The organism is Amycolatopsis sp. SB7-3, from assembly GCF_041021335.1.
GTDB lineage: Bacteria > Actinomycetota > Actinomycetes > Mycobacteriales > Pseudonocardiaceae > Amycolatopsis > Amycolatopsis japonica.
Genome location: NZ_JBFPJQ010000003.1, coordinates 644,324 through 662,001, shown reverse-complemented (window position 1 = coordinate 662,001; position 17,678 = coordinate 644,324). Strand labels below are relative to the sequence as shown.

Here is a 17,678-nt window from a genome sequence, read left to right as displayed (position 1 = left end):
CGCCGGAGCTGCTTGACATCGCCCTAGACATCCGATCGAATGCCGTCGTATATGAGACGTCGTGCATCGCCGCGAGAAGGGTGACCGGGGCATGAGAAAGTCCTTCGCGTTGGGAGCCGCACTACTCCTCGCCGCGAGCCTCACCGGCTGCACCGTCGGCGGCGGGACGGACGCCTCCGGCGGCGAGATCACCTTCCTGACGTTCGAGACGCCGAACCTCCCACCGTCCTATTGGGACTCCGCCATCAAACGCGTCACGGACCGGAACCCCGGACTGAGCGTGAAGAAACTGGTCGCGCCGTCGACCGACCGCACCGGCTACGCCAAACAACTCCTGCAGTCCGGCCAGTTCCCCGACGTCGCGATCGCCGTCGATTCGGCCGGGTTCGCCGAATCGGGCAATCTCTACGCGTGGACACCCGAGGAACTCAAGGACTTCCAGTTCCCCGGCGCCAACCCGATCAAGGGCGGGCACCACCAGCTGCCCGCCAACACCCAGACCATCCCGCCGATCTACTACAACAAGAAGCTCTTCGCCGACGCCGGGATCACCTCGGTGCCGTCGACCTGGAGCGAGCTCCTCGCGGCGTCGGAGAAACTGAAGGCCAAGGGCATCACGCCGTTCACCATCGGCGGCGGCAAGGAAGGGTTCCCGTCCGCGATGCTGCTGGACGGCCTGGTCAGCGTCGAGGTCTACGGCAAGACGCCGGACTGGCTTTCCCAGCGGCGGGCCGACAAGGTCAAGTTCACCGACCCGGCCTTCCAGCAGGCGTTCGGCAAATTCGCCGATCTGGTGGCCAAGGGCTACCTCGACAAGACGCAGGTGTCGCGCGACTACTCCGCGACCGAGGCGGCCTTCCTCAACGGCGAGGGTGCGATGTACCCGATGGGCAACTGGTTCGCCGCGAGCGCCGACGCCAAGAAGCCGCCGTTCGAGATCGGCGTCTTCAACTTTCCTTCCGAGGACGGAAAACTCGTCGTGCCCGCGTACACCGGTGGAGGCATCGTCGTCAACGCGAAGTCGCGGAACCTCGACGCGGCGAGGAAGTTCGCGCTCGCGTTCCAGCTGGACAAGGAGCAGATCGACGCCTCGGTCAAGGCCGACGGCCTGTTCCCCGCGATCAAGGGCTACACGCCGCCCGCCGACGTCGGGCCGGTCTTCAAGGCGGGATACGAGCTGTACAAGGAAGCCGTCGCGAAGAACGCCGTCGTGAACGCCTTCAGCTGGGAGACCGCGGACGACGGGCTCCTGCCGGGGATGAAGGACAAGGTGTACCAGGCCGCGCAGGACGTCATCACCGGCCGCAGAACGGTGGCCGACGCGTGCGCGTTCCTGGACACCGAGTGGGCGAAGGCGCGCTGACACCACGATGGGGAGAAAACCGATCCTGCCGCGCGTGTGGCATTTCGCCTCGTTCGGCGCGCCCGGCGTCGTCATCTACCTGTGCTTCGTCATGGCGCCGATCCTCATCAGCTTCGGCTACAGCCTGACGAACCACAACCCGTTCAGCCCGCCCGCGGAATTCGTGGGTCTCGAGAACTACCGGCTGCTGTTCCAGGACGAACAGTTCCTGACCGCGCTCCGGGTCACCACGATCCTGACCGTGATCGTCGTGGTCGTGCCGAACGTGCTCGGTCTCGGTGTCGCGGTGCTGCTCGACCGGAAAGGCTGGCTGTACAACGCTTTGCGGAGCGTGTTCTTCACGCCCGTGATCCTCAGCTCGGTCGTGGTCAGCATCATCTGGACGAAACTCCTCGACGACCGGGGCCCGGTCAACGACGCGCTCCGCGCCCTCGGGGTCGAGCATCCACCGGGCTGGCTCTCCGACCCGGATCTGGCGCTGTACTCGGTCGCGTCGATCGTGTGCTGGCAGATGCTGGGGTTCTGTGTGGTCGTGTACCTCGCGGGCCTGCAGGGCGTCCCGGCCGAACTGCTGGAGGCCGCGGAGATCGACGGTGCCGGGCCGGTGCGCCGGTTCCGCGCGGTGACCTGGCCGCTGCTCGCGCCGTCGCTGACGATCAACACCGTCGTGCTGCTGATCTCGGCGTTCAAGACCTACGACTACGTCAAGGTCGTCACCAACGGCGGGCCGGGTTCGGGGACCACGGCGACCATCGCGTTCGACGTCCTCGCCACCGGCCTCGACGCGAACCACGTCGGCTACGCGTCCGCGATGGCCATGGTGATGCTGGTGATCGTCGCGACCTTGACCACGATCGTGCTGCGTTTCCTGCGGCGGCGGGAGGTCGACCTGTGACCGCGAAACTCCGGCCCGTCGCCGCGATCCTGGTGAGCGCGCTGTTCGCCGTGCCGCTGTACTACGTGCTCGTCAACGTCTTCAAACCCGGTGATCAGATCGCCCGGACGCCGGCGTCGGTCCCGCTGCCACCGACGCCGGCCAACATCCACGCCGTGCTCACCCGGCCCGACGGCCTGTTCTGGGTGAGCCTGGCGAACAGCCTGCTCGTCACCCTGCTGTCGATCCTCGTGCTGACCGTGCTTTCGGCCATGCTCGGGCACTACCTGGCGCGGTCGGCCAAGCGGTGGACCAGGGTGCTCGCGCTGATCCTGTTGGCGGGCTTGATGATCCCGCCGCAGGTGATCCTCATCCCGGTCACCGAGGTGCTGCGGCTGACCGGGCTGATGGCGACGATCCAGGGTCTGGTGCTGTTCAACGTCGGCTACTACGTGCCGTTCGGGGTCTTCGTGTTCACCGGGTTCATCCGCGGGGTGCCGGTGGAACTCGAGGAGGCCGCCCGGCTCGACGGCGCGAGCCGGGCACAGGTGTTCTGGCGGATCGTGTTCCCGTTGCTGCGCCCGGCCACGGCGAGTGTGCTCATCTTCCTCGGCGTGTGGATCTGGAACGACTTCATCGATCCGCTGATCATCCTCGGCCCCAGCCAGGGGACCACGGTCACCACCGGGATCTACCGCTCGATCGGTCAGTACCAGGCGGATCTCGGCAGCGTCTTCGCGCTCATGTTCCTGGCGACGCTGCCGGTGCTCATCTTCTATCTGGCACTGCAGAAGCAGTTCGTGAAGGGACTCACCGGGGGCGCGACCAAGGGCTGACCCCGCGTTTAGTCCTCTGAATGCGCACGCATTCAGAGGACTAAACGCTCAGAGTTCGGTGACCTTCCCGTCGGCCACTTCCAGCCGCCGGGTCGTCGCCACCGCGTCGAGCATCCGCCGGTCGTGCGTCACCAGCAGCAGCGTCCCCGGGTAGTCCGCGAGCGCCGACTCCAGCTGTTCGATCGCCGGCAGGTCGAGATGGTTCGTCGGCTCGTCGAGCACCAGCAGGTTCACCCCGCGCGCCTGCAGCAACGCCAGCGCCGACCGCGTCCGCTCCCCCGGCGACAACGTGGCCGCCGACCGCAGGACGTGCGCGGCCTTGAGCCCGTACTTCGCCAGCAGCGTCCGCACGTCGGCGTCGGCGAGTTCCGGCACCTCCCGGGAGAACGCTTCGACGAGCGGAAGGTCGCCGAGGAACAACTTCCGCGCCTGATCGACTTCCCCGACCACGACACCGGAACCGAGCGAGGCGGCGCCCTCGTCGACCGGGACCCGCCCGAGCAACGCCGCGAGCAGCGTCGACTTCCCTGCGCCGTTGGCCCCGGTGATCGCGACCTTGTCCGCCCAGTCGATCTGCAGGTCGACCGGGCCGAGGGTGAACCCGCCCCGCCGCACCACGGCGCCGCGCAGGGTCGCCACGACCGCGCCCGCCCGAGGCGCCGCGGCGATCTCCATCCGCAGTTCCCATTCCTTGCGCGGTTCTTCGACGACGTCGAGTCGCTCGATCATGCGGTCGGTCTGACGTGCCTTCGACGCCTGCTTCTCGGTCGCCTCGCTCCGGAACTTGCGGCCCACCTTGTCGTTGTCGGTGGCCTTGCGCCGGGCGTTCTTGACGCCCTTCTCCATCCACGAACGCTGCATCGCACCACGGGCTTCGAGCGACGCCTTGGTGTTCGCGTACTCCTCGTACTCTTCCCGGGCGTGCCGTCGCGCGACGGCACGCTCCTCCAGATACGACTCGTAGCCGCCGCCGTAGGTCCGCACCTGCTGCTGCGCGTAGTCGAGCTCGACGACGCGATCGACGGTGCGGGCGAGGAATTCCCGGTCGTGGCTCACCAGGACGGTCCCCGCGCGCAGCCCGGTCACGAACCGCTCGAGGCGTTCCAGGCCGTCGAGATCGAGGTCGTTGGTCGGCTCGTCGAGCAGGAAGATGTCGTACCGGCTCAGCAGCAGCGACGCCATCCCAGCGCGCGCCGCCTGCCCACCCGAGAGCGACAGCATCGGCTGGTCGAGGTTGACGGTGAGGCCGAGATCCGCGACGACCTCCCCAGCCCGGTCGTCCAGATCGGCACCGCCGAGCGCGAGCCAGCGGTCGAGGGCCAACCCGTAGGCGTCGTCCGCGCCGGGTTCGCCCGCGGTGAGCGCCTCGGTCGCGGCGTCGAGCGCGGCCTGGGCGGCGGTGACGCCGGTACGCCGGGAGAGGAACGCGCGGACGGACTCACCCTCGCGGCGTTCCGGTTCCTGCGGGAGGTGACCGACGGTGGCCGTCGGCGGGTTCAGCCGGACACTGCCCTCTTCCGGCGGCACGAGGCCGCCGAGGGTCTTCAGCAGGGTCGACTTGCCCGCGCCGTTCACCCCGACGAGACCGATCACTTCGCCCGGCGCGACGACCAGGTCGAGACCGGAGAACAGAACACGGTCGCCGTGGCCGGCGGCGAGATCCTTGGCAACGAGTGTGGCGCTCATGAGATCGGTAAGTCTACGGGGACCGATTGAACAGCTCGTGGTCCCTCGGAAGAGTGGCAAGTATCCAAGCGATCACGGAACGTGGGTAACCTGGTTGTTCTTCTGGACCCGAACGAATCCCCCGAGCATTGAGGTCGGTGACAGCAAATGGCGGACTCCGCCACCCCGGTCCCCGTCGTCCACCAGCAGAAAGGCGGTACCCGCAGGCCGACATTGAGCAGGCGGCGGGAAGTCGGTCATGCCAGCGCGCGGTCGCTGCTGATGACGATCCTCGGCGAGTACGTCCTGCCCCGCGACCAGGCGATCTGGACGTCCACGCTGGTCGAGGCACTGCGGGTGCTGGACATCGAGGAGAAGTCCGCCCGGCAGGCGCTCGCCCGTTCCTCCGCCGAAGGCTGGGTGGTCTCCGAACGCGTCGGACGAAGAGTGCGCTGGTCGCTCACCCCGCCAGGCAGACGCCTGCTGACCGAAGGCGCGGAACGGATCTACGCCTTCGGCAACGAGGAAAAGGCCTGGGACGGACGCTGGCTGATGCTGATCGTCTCGGTCCCCGAAGCGAAACGAGATCTCCGGCACCGGCTCCGCACCCGCCTGACGTGGGCCGGGTTCGGTTCCCCGGTGGCGGGGGTCTGGGTCAGCCCGGATCTCAGCCGCCAGCGGGAAGCCCAGCAGATCGTGCAGGACCTCGGTCTCGACGCCCAGGCGATGTCGTTCACCGCCGCCTACGGCGACGTCGGCGACCAGGAGACGATGGTCGCGCGGTCCTGGGATCTGAGCGAACTCAAAGACCGCTACGAGGACTTCATCGACCGCTTCACCGGTCTGCGTCCCTCCGGCGAAAACGGCGTCCTGCGCGCGCAGACCGAACTCGTACACGAATGGCGCAGCTTCCCGTTCCTCGATCCCCGGCTTCCGCTAAAACTCCTCCCCGACGGTTGGAGCGGCGTGCGCGCGGCGGACCTCTTCCACCGCAAGCACGTCGAATGGCGACCGGAAGCACAGGCGCAATGGGACGAACTCGCGGCGACCTCGGGCTAGGGTCACGGGAAACCGACCCACCGGAGGGAATCCGCCTTGGCCACCTCGATCCGCCTCGACCGTGAAGACGACCTCGCCGTCCTGACCATCGCTTCGCCGCCGTTGAACCTCTACACGGCGGACCTGCAGCGCGAACTGGGCGAGGCGATCGGCGAACTGGAGGCCACTCCGCCGCGCGCGGCGCTGATCCGCGCCGAGGGCAAGATCGTCAGCGGCGGGGTGGACGTCTCCCTGTTCGACGCCCAGTCGAGCGCCGCCGAGGCGAAGGTGCTCTTCGACGAGATGCTGGCGATCCCCGACCGGATCGCCGCACTCCCGTTCCCCACCGTGTTCGCCGCCCACGGTCTGTGCCTGACCTGGGCGTTCGAGGTCGCGGTCGCCTGCGACATCATCCTGGCGAGCGAGAAGGCCAAATTCGGCCTGGTCGAGCGGGTCGTCGGCCTGACCCCGACCATGGGCGGCACGCAACGGCTCGCCGCCCGCGCCGGGGTCGGCCGCGCCAAGGAGTTCGTGATGACCGGCGCGACCTACGACGCCGCGACACTCGAACGCTGGAACGTGGTGAACCGGGTGTTCCCGGCGGACGGCTTCGACGAGGCCGTCCGCGCGTTCACGATCGATCTCGCGCAGGGCCCGACGCGGGCGCACGCCGCCACCAAGAAGGTGCTCGAGCACTACGAGCACGGCGGCGTCGCCGAGGCGAACGAGCACATCACGACGATCGCCGCCGGGCTCTTCGAGACCGAAGATCTGCGCGGCGCGGTGAAGTCGTTCCTCGCCGACGGTCCCGGCAAGGCGACCTTCACCGGCCGCTGATCGCCCTAGGGGCGTTGTCCGGCCTCGTCCACCACGCCGGACGCGGTCACCGCGGTCGAATTCGTGCCCAGATACAGGAAGGTGTCGGCGGCGAAGACGATCACCACCGGTTTCGCCACCTTCGGGTCGTCGTGCGGTCCGAGCGGCCACGTGATGCCGACACCGGGCCTGCCCGCCGCGTCCTCGGTGTGGTCGACGGCGCGCAGCCCGGGCACCTTGGCGGCCGCGCCGAACAGGGCGGCCCGGACGGCGGGCGGGAGGAGGTTCTCGTTCGCCAGCGCGAGGATGTCCTTGCCCATCGCGTTGTAGTCACCCGTCTCACCGCTGTGACGGGCGTTGAGGTAGGCGAACATCGCCTCGGCGTCGGCGGGGAGGTCCGTCCGGTAGGCGGGTGACGGCGCGCAGGGCTCCGTGACGCCCTTGAGCGGCTGGTCGCCCTTGTAGACCTGCGCCCGCCCGCCCCGGCAGCCCGGGAGCGGGAAGAGCGAGCCGTCGGCCATCTTGATCCGCCCGTCGCGGGTGCCGTCGGCCGACAGCCACGCCTCCCGCTCGCCGTCGGGCTGCTTCGTCTTCGTGTAGACGAACTGGTCCGGTTTCGGCGGTGCACCCGGCGCCTTCAACGCGGCCGCGGCGGCGTTGCGGAGGACGACGACGGGGTCCGCGACGGCCGCGGTCGGCTCCAGGCCGACCTTCTCGACCGGCGCCAGCGCGACGACGGCGGTGATCGCCGCGGCGAGCCCGGCCGCGCCGGCGCCGGTCCAGACCCAGCGCCGCCGCTTCTTCAGCGGCACCACGTTTTCCGTTCCGGTGCGGGCGATTTCGGCCATCAATCGCTCGCGTGCCGAGCCGAGGGCGCCGGATTCCGCGAGGGGCACCGATCCGGTCCGCTCGGCGATCAGCTTCAGCTCATCCATGGGTGGAGATCTCCTTCGAAATTGTGGTGTCCGGGCGCCCGAGCGCCTCGCGGACCTTCCGGCGGGCACGGTTGAGCCGCGAGCGGACGGTGCCGAGCGGGATGTCGAGCGCCGCGGCGATCTCCTCGTAGCTCAGGCCTTCCCCGGCGAACAACGTGAGCGTGTCGCGGTCGCCGTCGGCCAGTTCCGCGAGCGCGGAGTCCAGCAGTTTTCCCATCGCCTGGGCGGTCACCTGATCGGCGACGCGTTCGGCATGCCCCTCTTCGTCGGGCGGCGGGCCGAGCGCTTCCCGCAGTTTCAGCTCCCTGACCTCGTCACGGCGCCGCTGCGCGACCAAGTTGGTCGCGATGCCGTAGAGCCACGGCCGGGCGTCGCGGCGCTCGGTGTCATATCCCGCGCGTTTGCGGAAGGCGATCAGGAACGTCTCCCCCAGCGCGTCTTCCGCGGCCGTGGGCCCGATCCGTCTGACCAGGTAGCGGTGGATGTGCGCGGCATGCCGGTCGAAGATCGCGGAGAACCGGTCCGCGCTGGTCACCGACCTCGCGATCACTTCCGCGTCCTCCGGATCGCCCGGAGCCGCCTCGGATGAGCTCATGGACCGCCTTTCGCCGTTCGTCGATGTCACTTGTTGTCCGCATCCGGCGCCGAACGGGTTCACGACCGACGAATCGGTCTAGACCTTTTATGCGTGCCGCGCTACATTCATCTGTGGTCTAGACCACACGCGCCATTTTCCGAGCAGGTCAGTCTCGCCGCCTCTTTGGAGAGAACCGCCATGAGACGCACCAGAAGAAGACTACTCAGCGCACTCACCGTGACACTCCTCGCCGCCGGGCTCCTCGTGGCCGCAGGTAATCCGGCGTTGGCGGCGGGCCGCCTCCGCGCCGCCTTCACCTTGGCCGGAACCACCGGTGAGTACACCGTCACCAACCCCAGCAGCGAAACCGTCGCCGACTGGTCCATCACCTTCACCGTGCCCGCCGGCGTGACCGCCACGAGCGGCTCCCACGCCACGGTTTCCCAGTCGGGCAACCAGGTCACCCTCACCCCGGCGTTCTACATCAAATCGCTCGCGCCGGGCCGTTCGACCTACCCCTACAGCCCGTCGTTCCAGCTCAGTTCCGCGGTCAACCCGACCACGTGCCGGATCGACGACGCCAACTGCGACGGCTCGGGCGACGCGCCGCCGTCGACCCCGGCCAACCTGCGTCTCGTGGCGAAGACGACCACGACCGCCGCGCTGGCGTGGAACGCCGCGGCCCCCGGCTCGCTGCCCGTCGTCGGCTACGACGTCTACCAGGGCACCACGCTCGCGGCCTCGGTCACCGGCACCGAAGCGAGGATCACCGGGCTGACGCCGAACACGGCCTACAGCTTCACCGTCGTCGCCAAAGACCGCAAGGACGCGAAATCCCCGCCCACCCCGGCGCTGGCGGTGACCACCAACAACCCGAGCGACGACACCCAGGCGCCGACGGTGCCGTCGAACCTCCGCTCGACCGCGGTCACCTCGGGCTCCATCTCGTTGGCGTGGAACGCGTCCACGGACAACACCGGTGTCGTCTCCTACGACGTCTACCGCGGCACGACCCTCGCCACCACCGTCACCGGGACGACCGCGACGGTGACCGGGCTTTCACCGTCCACTTCGTACTCTTTCACGGTCAAAGCCCGTGACGGGTACGACAACGTCTCCGCGGCGAGCGCGGCCGTCAGCGCTCGCACCGGCGACATCGTGAACGGGTACGCCCGGGTCGGGTACTTCGTCCAGTGGGGCATCTACGGCCGCCAGTTCTTCGTCAAGAACCTGGTGACCAACGGCTCCGCCGCCAAGCTGACCCATCTGCTGTACGCCTTCGGGAACATCGACCCCGTCAACCACACCTGCCTTTCGGGCGTCACCAAGGGAACGACGTCCAATCCGCAGGACCCGAACCAGGGCGACGGCGCGGGCGACGCGGAAGCCGACTACTCGCGGCCGATGTCCGCGTCCCAGTCCGTCGACGGGGTCGGCGACACCGGCTGGGAGACGCTGCGCGGCAACTTCAACCAGCTGAAGAAGCTCAAGGCCAAGTACCCCAACCTGAAGGTGCTCATCTCCTTGGGCGGCTGGACCTACTCGAAGTACTTCTCCGACGTCGCGGCCACGCCCGCTTCGCGGCAGAAGTTCGTCGCGTCGTGCATCGACACGTACCTGAAGGGGAACGTGAAGGCGTACGGCGGCGCCGGCGGGCCGGGCACGGCCGCGGGCATCTTCGACGGCATCGACATCGACTGGGAGTGGCCCGGCAGCCCCGACGGGCACCCCGGGAACCACTGGAGTGCCAACGACAAGACGAACCTGACCGCGCTGCTGGCCGAGTTCCGCACGCAGATGGACGCCTACGGCGCGACCACCGGCAAGCGGTACGAACTGCAGGCGTTCACCCCCGCCGACCCGGCGAAGGTGAAGGGCGGCTGGGAGATCCCGAAGATCTTCGACTACCTCGACGTCGCGAACGTGCAGGGCTACGACTTCCACGGCTCGGGCAGCGACAACTCGTGGGAGCCGAACCGCACCGGCCATCAGGGGAACCTCTACGCCGACGCGGACGATCCGTACAACTTCAAGTTCAGTGTGGAATCGGCGATCAACGCCTACACCGAAGCCGGTGCCAATCCACGGAAACTGACCCTCGGGCTCGCCTTCTACGGAAGAGGCTGGCAAGGGGTCGCGGAAGGCGGGAAGAAGGGCGAATGGCAGAGCGCGACCGGAGCCGCGCCCGGCCAGTTCGCCGAGGAAGCAGGTACTCGTGGCTACGCGAATCTCTTGGCCAGCGTCCCCAACTGCGCCGTCCAGCACGACACCGCGGCCGTGGCCACGTCGTGCTACACGGGCAACGGCGGGCAATGGTGGACCTTCGACGACGCCTGGTCCATCCAGCAGAAGGTCGCCTGGCTCAAGACGCGAGGACTGCTCGGGGTCATGGCCTGGGAGATGTCCGGTGACACCGGAACCCTCATGACCACAGTGGACAACTCGCTGAAGTGACGCCTCGTGAGTGGTAAGGACGGTTAGAACCAAGGCTGCCTTGGGCGCCTACTGAATGTAGGTGGCCGTTGGCCGCAGGTCCGTGAAGGCCTCCTTCCCTACCCTGAAGGTAGGCAAGGGGGCCTTCACGTGCCTTAGGTGCCTACGGTCGAGCGGTTTCGCGTGACCGGTGGGACGCCATTCGTGTCTGGACGGACGACACGCGGTAGGACTCGGCCGTCGCCGCGGGGGTTGCGAAAGTGGCTTTCGCAACACCTCCAGCACGCCACTGGGTAGCCAAGACACCCTTGGCTAGAACGACCAAAACCACTCACGAGCGTCAGCCGGATCGACGTCCAGCCGACGGTCCCAGTCCCGGCTGTCGAGTGCATGCAGCGGCGCCATCACCGCGGTGAACGCGCCGCCGACCAAGTCGGGCGACGGATGTGGTCAAAAGGGGTTCACCTCCACGTCGGCTTGCTGCACAGTGTGCGTCGTGACTTCTGCGAACGATGACCGGACTCTGCTCATCGTCGGCTCCTACACCGCCGCGAGCGACGGCCGCGGCGAAGGCATCGGCACGTTCCGGCGCGACGCACGGACCGGGGAGCTCACCCCGGTGGGCTCGCTCGCCCTGGATTCGCCGAGCTGGCTGACCCCGCATCCCACATTTCCGGTGCTCTACGCGGTGAACGAGACGGCCGAGGGTGCGATCACCGCCGTGGCGGTCGCCGAAGACGGGACCCTGTCGGCCTTGAACTCGCTGCCGACCGGCGGGGCGGATCCGTGCCATCTGTCGGTCACTCCGGACGGCCGGTTTCTGCTGTGCGCCAACTACAGCGGTGGCAGCCTGGCGGCGTTCGCGCTGGGCCCGGACGGGGTGCCGACCGTGCGGACGGCGCTGGTCCAGCACGAAGGCAACGGTCCGAACGCCGGACGGCAGGAAGCCGCGCACGTCCACATGGCCGTCCTCGACGAGACGGGCACGCTGGTCAGCGCGGTCGACCTGGGCACCGACGAGATCCGCAGCTATCGTCTCGGCGAGGAAGGCGAGCTGATCCGCGTGTCGGTGTCGACCCTGCCCGCCGGAACCGGACCGCGGCAACTGGTCCGGCGCCCCGGCACGAGCCACGCGTACGTCGTGGGCGAGCTGACCGCGTCGCTCGTGACGGTGCGCGAAGAGCCGCCGGGTACGTTCGCCGTCGAGAACTCCGTTCCGGCGACGCTCGAGCCGGGCGGCGAAAACCTCCCGGCGCAGCTCGTCCCGCACGGCGACCGGCTGTTCCTGTCGAACCGGGGGCCCGAGAAGATCACGGAATTCACTTTCGACGGCGTGGCTGTGGCCGACCACGGCACCGGCGAATGGCCGCGGCACTTCTCCATCGTCGGCGAGCACGTTTATGTCGCCGTGCAGAGCAGTGACGCGATCCAGGCCTATGAACGCGAGACCTGGCGTCTGATCGGCACTTATCCGGTCGGGAGCCCGGCCTTCGTCGGCCTTTGGCCGCATTGATTCGTTCAGCCCGCTGAACAAGCGGGTCTTCTTTCTTTTCGAGGCGAATAAAGGTCTTGACGCAACTGGTTCAGACCATGACACTGAACGCACGCCGCCGGTGACCTGGCTCACACCCGCCCGAGGAGAACCATGTCCCTACCGAGGAAACTGCTCGCCCTGGCCACGCTCGTCCCGTTGGCACTAGGCCTTTTCAGCGCTCCCGCCCAGGCCGCGCCCACCACCTTCACCCATCCCGGCGTGCTGGTCAGCCGCCCGCAACTGGACTTCGTCCGCGCCAAGGTCCAAGCCGGCGCGCAACCGTGGAAACAGGCTTACGACGCGATGATGTCGAGTTCGTACGCCTCGTTGTCCCGGTCACCGAAACCACGGGCCATCGTCGAATGCGGTTCCTATTCGAATCCGAACATCGGGTGTACCAATGAACGGCAAGACGCGATCGCCGCGTATTCCCTTTCGCTGGCGTGGTACATCACGCGTGACGCGAAATACGCGACCAAGGCGATCGAGATCATGGACGCGTGGTCCGCGGTACTGAAGGATCACACGAACAGCAACGCTCCCCTGCAGTCGGCCTGGTCGGCCTCCTCCTGGCCGCGCGCCGCGGAGATCATCAAGCACACCTACACGAGCTGGCCGAACTCCGGCCGCTTCGGCACCATGCTCCGGAACGTGTACCTGCCCGAGGTGATCAACGGCAGTCACAGCAACGGGAACTGGGAACTCAGCATGACCGAGGCCGCGATCGGCATCGCCGTGTTCCTCGACGACAAGACGGCCTACGACAAGGCCGTCGCGAAGTTCCGCACCCGCGTCCCCGCCTACCTCTACCTGACCAGCGACGGCGCGCTCCCGAAGACCGCGCCCGGCAGCGGGCTGGACACGCGCGACAAGATCGTGAAGTACTGGCAAGGCCAGACGACGTTCGTCAACGGCCTCTCCCAGGAGACCTGCCGGGACTTCACGCACACCGGCTACGGCCTCGCCGCCATCGCGGACTTCGCCGAGACCACCCGCATCCAGGGCCAGGACCTCTACCCGGAGATCGCCGACCGCCTCCGCGAAGGGCTCGGCTTCCATGCGAAGTACCAGATGGGCGCGGCCGTCCCGTCGTGGCTGTGCGGCGGCAGCCTGAAGCTCGGCCTCGGCCCGATCACCGAGGTCGGGTACAACCACCTCCACACCCGCCTCGGGTACACCATGAGCAACACGGAGGCCCTCACCCTGCGCCAACGCCCGGCGGGCACCAACAACCTGTTCGTCGCCTGGCAGACCCTCACCCACGCCGGCAACCCTCAGTGACCCCGTGGGGGCCGCCCGAATGCGGCAGGGCGGCCCTCACGGACCGTTTTCCCAGCTCAGACACACAGTGACCCCTGGTTGCAAGCCCCGGTTCGGGACCCGCTAAAGTACTCACATCGCACTCCACGGAGCGCGGGTCCGGGCTGTGGCGCAGTTTGGTAGCGCACTTGACTGGGGGTCAAGGGGTCGCAGGTTCGAATCCTGTCAGCCCGACGGACAGACGAAAGGCCCGTGAGCAGCATCACTGCTGCTCACGGGCCTTCTTCGTGATCAAGGCCGATCATGGCGGTGATCTACGTCTTGGCTCGCCGGGGACAGATTGGGGACAGATTCCCTTCAAGCACCCGAAATCAGACGGCCCGCAACCTCGGCCGCCTGGGCACTGACAGGTGCTTGATCAGGAGATCGCCCGCGTCCGTGATGGATTGCCGGTCGGGGTGCAGGTACCGCTGAGTTGTCGTCAGCGAGCCGTGGCCCGCGATCTTGCGCAACACATGGACAGGCACGCCGGCGTCCGCCATCCACGTCAGCCCCGTGTGCCGGAGGTCGTGGCGGCGGAGGTGCTCGAAGCCCAAGGCGCCGACCACCTGATCCCAGTGAGTCGCGTCGCGCAGAATCGCCGTCGTCACCCGGCCGCCTCGTGGGCCTGTGAAGAGGCGCGCCATCGGATCCGAGCCCACCACGTCGAGCCGTTCAGCCACCAGTGGCCGAATCTCTTCGATCAGCGGAACCGTTCGGGCGCGCCGACCTTTGGTGGCCTCGTCCACCAGGCCTCCAGGCGCCGTCGTCGTTTGTCGCCGAACCGTCCACAGCCACTGCTCGCGGTCGATGTCGCAGGCTCGGACACCGGAAACCTCGCCGATTCGCGCAGCCGTGGACGCCATGAACGTCACGATCTTTCCCCATCCCGGATAGCCGGGCGTGAATTTGCCCGCCGATCGCTGCACCAGAGCGTCGGCGAGAGCGGTGAGGCTGTCCCAGTCGGGCAAGGCCAGGGATCGCGGGTCGTCCAGCTCGTCCTCCGCGAGCTGGAATTCCCGCTGCCATCCGGTGATCCGCGCCGGATTGCGGTCGACCAATTCGTCGCGGTATGCCTGTTCCATTACCCGGACAAGCATCGCTAGACTGTTCTTGATCGTCGACTTACTACAGCCGTCGGCTATCCAGCCCATTGCGGCGCGGTCGACGACGCCGTACGTGATGCTGTTGACGGGCAGGTGCCCGATCGTCGGCTTCACGCGTTTTCGCCAACCGGCGAGGTACGAATCGGTCGTCTTCGCCGCCAGGCCTCGAATGGCGATGGACAGGTTGAGATCGCCGTACTCTCCGAGCGGCATCTCAGCAGCCGTCGGATCGATACCACTGGCGGTCGCCCGCTCCATGTCCTTGATCCACGTCTCGGCGTCGTCAGCCGTGGAGAACGAACGGGAGATAGACGGTAGGCGTTCGAGTTCGGATCGCTCCAGCGAACGCGGGCCCTATACGGTTTGGAAGCCCCACGCGGTGTTCGATGTCCGTTGCAAGCGACACGCCCATCGGCGGGGTCCGATATTTGGCGTCAGACCGAGTCATGTTCCATTCCTGTTCCCAAATCGACAAAGGGTCACACGTCAAGCCCGGGCAGCATTCAACGCCAACCGAAGCAACTGACGAGCATTAATGAGAAATTGAGGTTTTCGGCTGCGCCGCGACGCGAACGTCGCCGTCGCTAACCCACCTTGACCACTAAAGTCGAACCTAACCCGGAATCTGCACTTTGAAAAGATGATCCTGCAAATGCGCAGCAAATTCGCGTCGCTAGTGTTGCACGCTTCTTTTTAGTCGCAGCGTTTGCTGAACTTGCCGTATCTGACGGGCGACACGCCTGCGACTTCACGATCACTAAAGTTCTTTGTTTCTCGAGTTCTCAAGCGGGTGTCGCCATTGGAAGCATTTACCAGCATTTCCCGGGCAAGGCTGAGCTGTTCCGCAGCGAGGCCGAGCGTTGCCAACAGCTCCTCGCCGGTACCCGACCGAGATCCGACGCGGCTGTACGACCCGCAGCGGACGTTGCGCAGTCGCCCGCAGCGGCAGCGCCGACCTTGCCGCGTCGCCAAATCGTCGTCTTGCCTGGCGGAACGCGTGTTCGACGTTAGCCCGTGAGAGTTAGCGCAGGCACGGAGGTGAGCGGCCAACCCGAGTTTTGGTGACGTTGTGCAGCCTGTGACCTCCACTTTCAGTAACAGGTCCACTCCGGTGGACGACTTACTGATGCTGGGTCGTCTGCCAGGCTCGTACGAGGGCCCGTGGTCTGGCGAGCAGAAACACGGAACGGACGTCGCGAAGTTCGGAGGCGAGCCGATGAGCGGGAGTCAGGACTTCTTCCGGACACGCCAGCCACAGGCGGTCTTCAAGCATGGGATTCTCTCGCGGTACCCCGTGGTGTTCGCTTCCAAGACCGGCCAGTCGCGAAAGGTTGTGTTCCTCGACGGGTACGCCGGCCGCGGTGAGTACAAAGACGGCTCGCCTGGTTCCCCGCTCCTGCTGTCGCGCACGGCCAAGCGGGTTGGCGACTTCCGATACGTCACCGGCATCTACGTCGAGCGGAACAAGGCCGATTTCCAGAACCTCCAGCAGGTCATGGCGGAGCATGGTCGCCCCGAGGACGTCGTGCTCGGCGGAAACCTCCACGAGCTACTTCCGCGGGTCCTGCAGACTGCGCAGGCCACAGCCTTATTCGCGTTCCTGGATCCGTTCGGCACCGCTCTGGACCGGGAGCAGCTGGTCGACCATCTGCTGAACAGGCAGAGCGGGAGGGCCCCGACCGAAGTGCTGTTGCACATCAGCATCAGCACGGTGGCGCGCATCGGCGGGCTGCTGCGGCGGCGTCGCGAGGCCGGCGCGCTCAGTCCGGCAGACCGGAAGACCATCGCGCATGCGGACCGTTTCCTCGGGGGTACGTGGTGGCAGCAGCACTTCGAGCCGGTGAAAGATCAGAAGGACGAACGCGGCGCGACGGCCGCAGCGTTGGAGGTCGCGGCCAAATATCAGAAGCGCGTCGAGGCTGGCGCCCACTGCATGTCGCTGAGCATGCCGATCCGGCATAAGCCTGGTCAGCTGCCGAAGTACCTGCTGGTCTTGTTCACCCGGCACGTGGACGGCCTGTGGAACTTCGCCGACGCTGTCGGCAAGGCCGGCCGGGAGTGGGAAGGAGCCTGGCGTTCAGCCGAGATGGCTAAGGCCAGAACCAAGGCGGCAGGGGTCAATGAGTACGCGCTCTTCGGCGTCGACACGTTACTGCCACCTGCCGAAGAGCCGTTCGACATCAAGGAGTACGAGAAAGCGCATCACGCGGAATGGGTACGGATCATCGAGCAGAACATCGTGCGCTTGCTTGAGCGCCACAACGGGTTTGTGCCGGTACGTCGGCTCGCCGAGGTCTACGACGGCGTATTCGGCGCGGCGGCGATCCCCCAGGTTCGCGCGGCCATGAAGTCGCTGTACCAGCAGGGCGTGATCACCAACAACGGCATCGGCGACTTCCAGAACCACTGGGTCACGCTGACGGGGCCGACATCTCGATCCGCATAGGCGTCACCGGATACTCGTCCCAGGTCCGGCCATCCAGCTCACGGCCGCCGGCCTTCGGGGTGCGGCCACCCCACTGCTTGAAGAAGAAGGGCACGTTCTCGCGTTGGCAGAGGTCGCGCACCTCCCGTGCCCATGCGGCGTTCATGGGGCGGAAGCCGGGGCCGGATTCGCCGCCGACAATGACCCAGTCCATCCCGTCGAGGTCCAGTCCGTGCAGCGGGCCGAGCAGCGGCTCGCAGGACAGGAACCGCACGGCGGCCGGGACCGCGCGCAGATCGTCGACCCGATAGACAGCCTGCTTGTCTTCGACCGAGACCCCCAGCCACAGGTTGCGCGGCCACTTCAGCGAGTCAGCGAGACGCTTGATACGCCGGGATCGTTTGGTCAACACCTGATAGGTGTGCTGCGGAGTGGCCTCCATGACGGCGAAGACACGCCGAATGAACTCAATGGGGATTTTGGCGTGGAACAGGTCACTCATCGAGTTGACGAACACGACACGAGGCTGCCGCCACCGGAAGGGCTCCCCGAGAGCCGCGGCATGTGTTGCGATACCAAAACCCGGCCCGCTCGTCCGGGGATCCCCGTCAGCCTGGTACTTGGTTGATCCCATCGCCTTGAGCCGCTTCGCCAGTGTCAACGCATAGCAGTGATCACACCCCGCCGAGATGCGATCACACCCGGTCGTCGGATTCCAGGTGGCCTCTGTCCATTCAATGGACGATCCATCACTCATGGCGTGCCCTCCTCCAAGTC

15 protein-coding genes and 1 tRNA gene are annotated in these 17,678 nt (G+C 67.0%); 11 read left to right on the top strand and 5 right to left on the bottom strand.

The window, feature by feature from the left end; all coding sequences use genetic code 11:
• The first annotated feature begins 91 nt into the window (after positions 1-91).
• From AB8M46_RS27595 to AB8M46_RS27585, 3 genes are read left to right on the top strand one after another with little or no spacing between them, the layout of a single operon-like run.
• Positions 92-1,363: an extracellular solute-binding protein gene (locus tag AB8M46_RS27595; protein ID WP_394362138.1), complete on the top strand. Its 1,272-nt coding sequence runs from the start codon at positions 92-94 to the stop codon at positions 1,361-1,363.
• 7 nt (positions 1,364-1,370) lie between these two features.
• Positions 1,371-2,258, top strand: coding sequence for a carbohydrate ABC transporter permease (locus tag AB8M46_RS27590; protein WP_228694990.1), 888 nt, complete (start codon positions 1,371-1,373; stop codon positions 2,256-2,258).
• On the top strand, positions 2,255-3,073 hold the full coding sequence (locus tag AB8M46_RS27585) for a carbohydrate ABC transporter permease (protein ID WP_378427752.1): 819 nt from the start codon (positions 2,255-2,257) through the stop codon (positions 3,071-3,073). The genes AB8M46_RS27590 and AB8M46_RS27585 overlap by 4 nt, the downstream gene beginning before the upstream one ends.
• Before the next feature lie 48 nt (positions 3,074-3,121).
• Here the strand turns inward: AB8M46_RS27585 and AB8M46_RS27580 are convergent, their stop codons facing one another.
• Complete coding sequence (locus AB8M46_RS27580; protein WP_394362137.1) at positions 3,122-4,759, bottom strand: ABC-F family ATP-binding cassette domain-containing protein; 1,638 nt, start codon at positions 4,757-4,759, stop codon at positions 3,122-3,124.
• Positions 4,760-4,906: 147 nt separating this feature from the next.
• On the opposite strand from AB8M46_RS27580, the gene AB8M46_RS27575 reads away from it, so the two are divergent.
• Positions 4,907-5,797, top strand: a complete 891-nt coding sequence (locus AB8M46_RS27575) for a PaaX family transcriptional regulator C-terminal domain-containing protein (RefSeq protein WP_081975776.1) — start codon at positions 4,907-4,909, stop codon at positions 5,795-5,797.
• Positions 5,798-5,833: 36 nt separating this feature from the next.
• Positions 5,834-6,613 (top strand): enoyl-CoA hydratase/isomerase family protein, encoded by a 780-nt coding sequence (locus AB8M46_RS27570; RefSeq protein ID WP_394362136.1) that lies wholly within the window; start codon positions 5,834-5,836, stop codon positions 6,611-6,613.
• Positions 6,614-6,618: 5 nt separating this feature from the next.
• On the opposite strand, the gene AB8M46_RS27565 is transcribed toward AB8M46_RS27570, so the two are convergent.
• Positions 6,619-7,527, bottom strand: a complete 909-nt coding sequence (locus tag AB8M46_RS27565) for a CU044_5270 family protein (RefSeq protein ID WP_394362135.1) — start codon at positions 7,525-7,527, stop codon at positions 6,619-6,621.
• Entirely contained in the window at positions 7,520-8,122 is a 603-nt protein-coding gene (locus AB8M46_RS27560) for an RNA polymerase sigma factor (RefSeq protein ID WP_394362134.1), read from the bottom strand. The genes AB8M46_RS27565 and AB8M46_RS27560 overlap by 8 nt, the downstream gene beginning before the upstream one ends.
• A 219-nt stretch (positions 8,123-8,341) precedes the next feature.
• Here AB8M46_RS27560 and AB8M46_RS27555 point away from each other — a divergent pair, with 219 nt between their 5' ends.
• The 4 genes from AB8M46_RS27555 to AB8M46_RS27540 all read left to right on the top strand — a co-directional run bounded on the left by AB8M46_RS27555 (position 8,342) and on the right by AB8M46_RS27540 (position 13,565).
• Positions 8,342-10,558 carry a glycosyl hydrolase family 18 protein gene (locus AB8M46_RS27555; RefSeq protein ID WP_125734297.1) on the top strand — a complete coding sequence of 739 codons (2,217 nt, stop codon included), beginning with the start codon at positions 8,342-8,344 and terminating at the stop codon, positions 10,556-10,558.
• A 475-nt stretch (positions 10,559-11,033) separates the two neighbouring features.
• Complete coding sequence (locus AB8M46_RS27550; protein WP_394362133.1) at positions 11,034-12,050, top strand: lactonase family protein; 1,017 nt, start codon at positions 11,034-11,036, stop codon at positions 12,048-12,050.
• Between the two features lie 132 nt (positions 12,051-12,182).
• Positions 12,183-13,352, top strand: a complete 1,170-nt coding sequence (locus AB8M46_RS27545; protein WP_394362132.1) for an alginate lyase family protein — start codon at positions 12,183-12,185, stop codon at positions 13,350-13,352.
• A 139-nt stretch (positions 13,353-13,491) separates the two neighbouring features.
• Positions 13,492-13,565, top strand: a tRNA-Pro gene (locus AB8M46_RS27540).
• A 137-nt stretch (positions 13,566-13,702) separates the two neighbouring features.
• Here the strand turns inward: AB8M46_RS27540 and AB8M46_RS27535 are convergent.
• The gene (locus tag AB8M46_RS27535; RefSeq protein ID WP_394362131.1) at positions 13,703-14,734 is read right to left on the bottom strand and encodes a tyrosine-type recombinase/integrase; all 1,032 of its coding nucleotides are present in this window, start codon (positions 14,732-14,734) and stop codon (positions 13,703-13,705) included.
• 405 nt (positions 14,735-15,139) lie between these two features.
• Here AB8M46_RS27535 and AB8M46_RS27530 point away from each other — a divergent pair, with 405 nt between their 5' ends.
• A complete protein-coding gene (locus AB8M46_RS27530) occupies positions 15,140-15,487 on the top strand; it encodes a TetR family transcriptional regulator (RefSeq protein ID WP_394362155.1) in 348 nt (115 codons plus the stop codon).
• A 100-nt stretch (positions 15,488-15,587) separates the two neighbouring features.
• Positions 15,588-16,922, top strand: a complete 1,335-nt coding sequence (gene tcmP / locus AB8M46_RS27525) for a three-Cys-motif partner protein TcmP (RefSeq protein WP_394362130.1) — start codon at positions 15,588-15,590, stop codon at positions 16,920-16,922.
• Here the strand turns inward: tcmP and AB8M46_RS27520 are convergent.
• Positions 16,888-17,658 (bottom strand): DUF5131 family protein, encoded by a 771-nt coding sequence (locus AB8M46_RS27520; protein WP_394362129.1) that lies wholly within the window; start codon positions 17,656-17,658, stop codon positions 16,888-16,890. The genes tcmP and AB8M46_RS27520 overlap by 35 nt on opposite strands.
• Between the last annotated feature and the right edge of the window lie 20 nt (positions 17,659-17,678).

Coding starts and splice junctions, on each gene's coding strand:
- AB8M46_RS27595 (WP_394362138.1), top strand. CDS start 92: ATGAGAAAGTCCTTCGCGTTGGGAGCCGCACTACTCCTCGCCGCGAGC.
- AB8M46_RS27590 (WP_228694990.1), top strand. CDS start 1,371: ATGGGGAGAAAACCGATCCTGCCGCGCGTGTGGCATTTCGCCTCGTTC.
- AB8M46_RS27580 (WP_394362137.1), bottom strand. CDS start 4,759: ATGAGCGCCACACTCGTTGCCAAGGATCTCGCCGCCGGCCACGGCGAC.
- AB8M46_RS27575 (WP_081975776.1), top strand. CDS start 4,907: ATGGCGGACTCCGCCACCCCGGTCCCCGTCGTCCACCAGCAGAAAGGC.
- AB8M46_RS27565 (WP_394362135.1), bottom strand. CDS start 7,527: ATGGATGAGCTGAAGCTGATCGCCGAGCGGACCGGATCGGTGCCCCTC.
- AB8M46_RS27560 (WP_394362134.1), bottom strand. CDS start 8,122: ATGAGCTCATCCGAGGCGGCTCCGGGCGATCCGGAGGACGCGGAAGTG.
- AB8M46_RS27545 (WP_394362132.1), top strand. CDS start 12,183: ATGTCCCTACCGAGGAAACTGCTCGCCCTGGCCACGCTCGTCCCGTTG.
- AB8M46_RS27535 (WP_394362131.1), bottom strand. CDS start 14,734: ATGGAGCGGGCGACCGCCAGTGGTATCGATCCGACGGCTGCTGAGATG.
- AB8M46_RS27520 (WP_394362129.1), bottom strand. CDS start 17,658: ATGAGTGATGGATCGTCCATTGAATGGACAGAGGCCACCTGGAATCCG.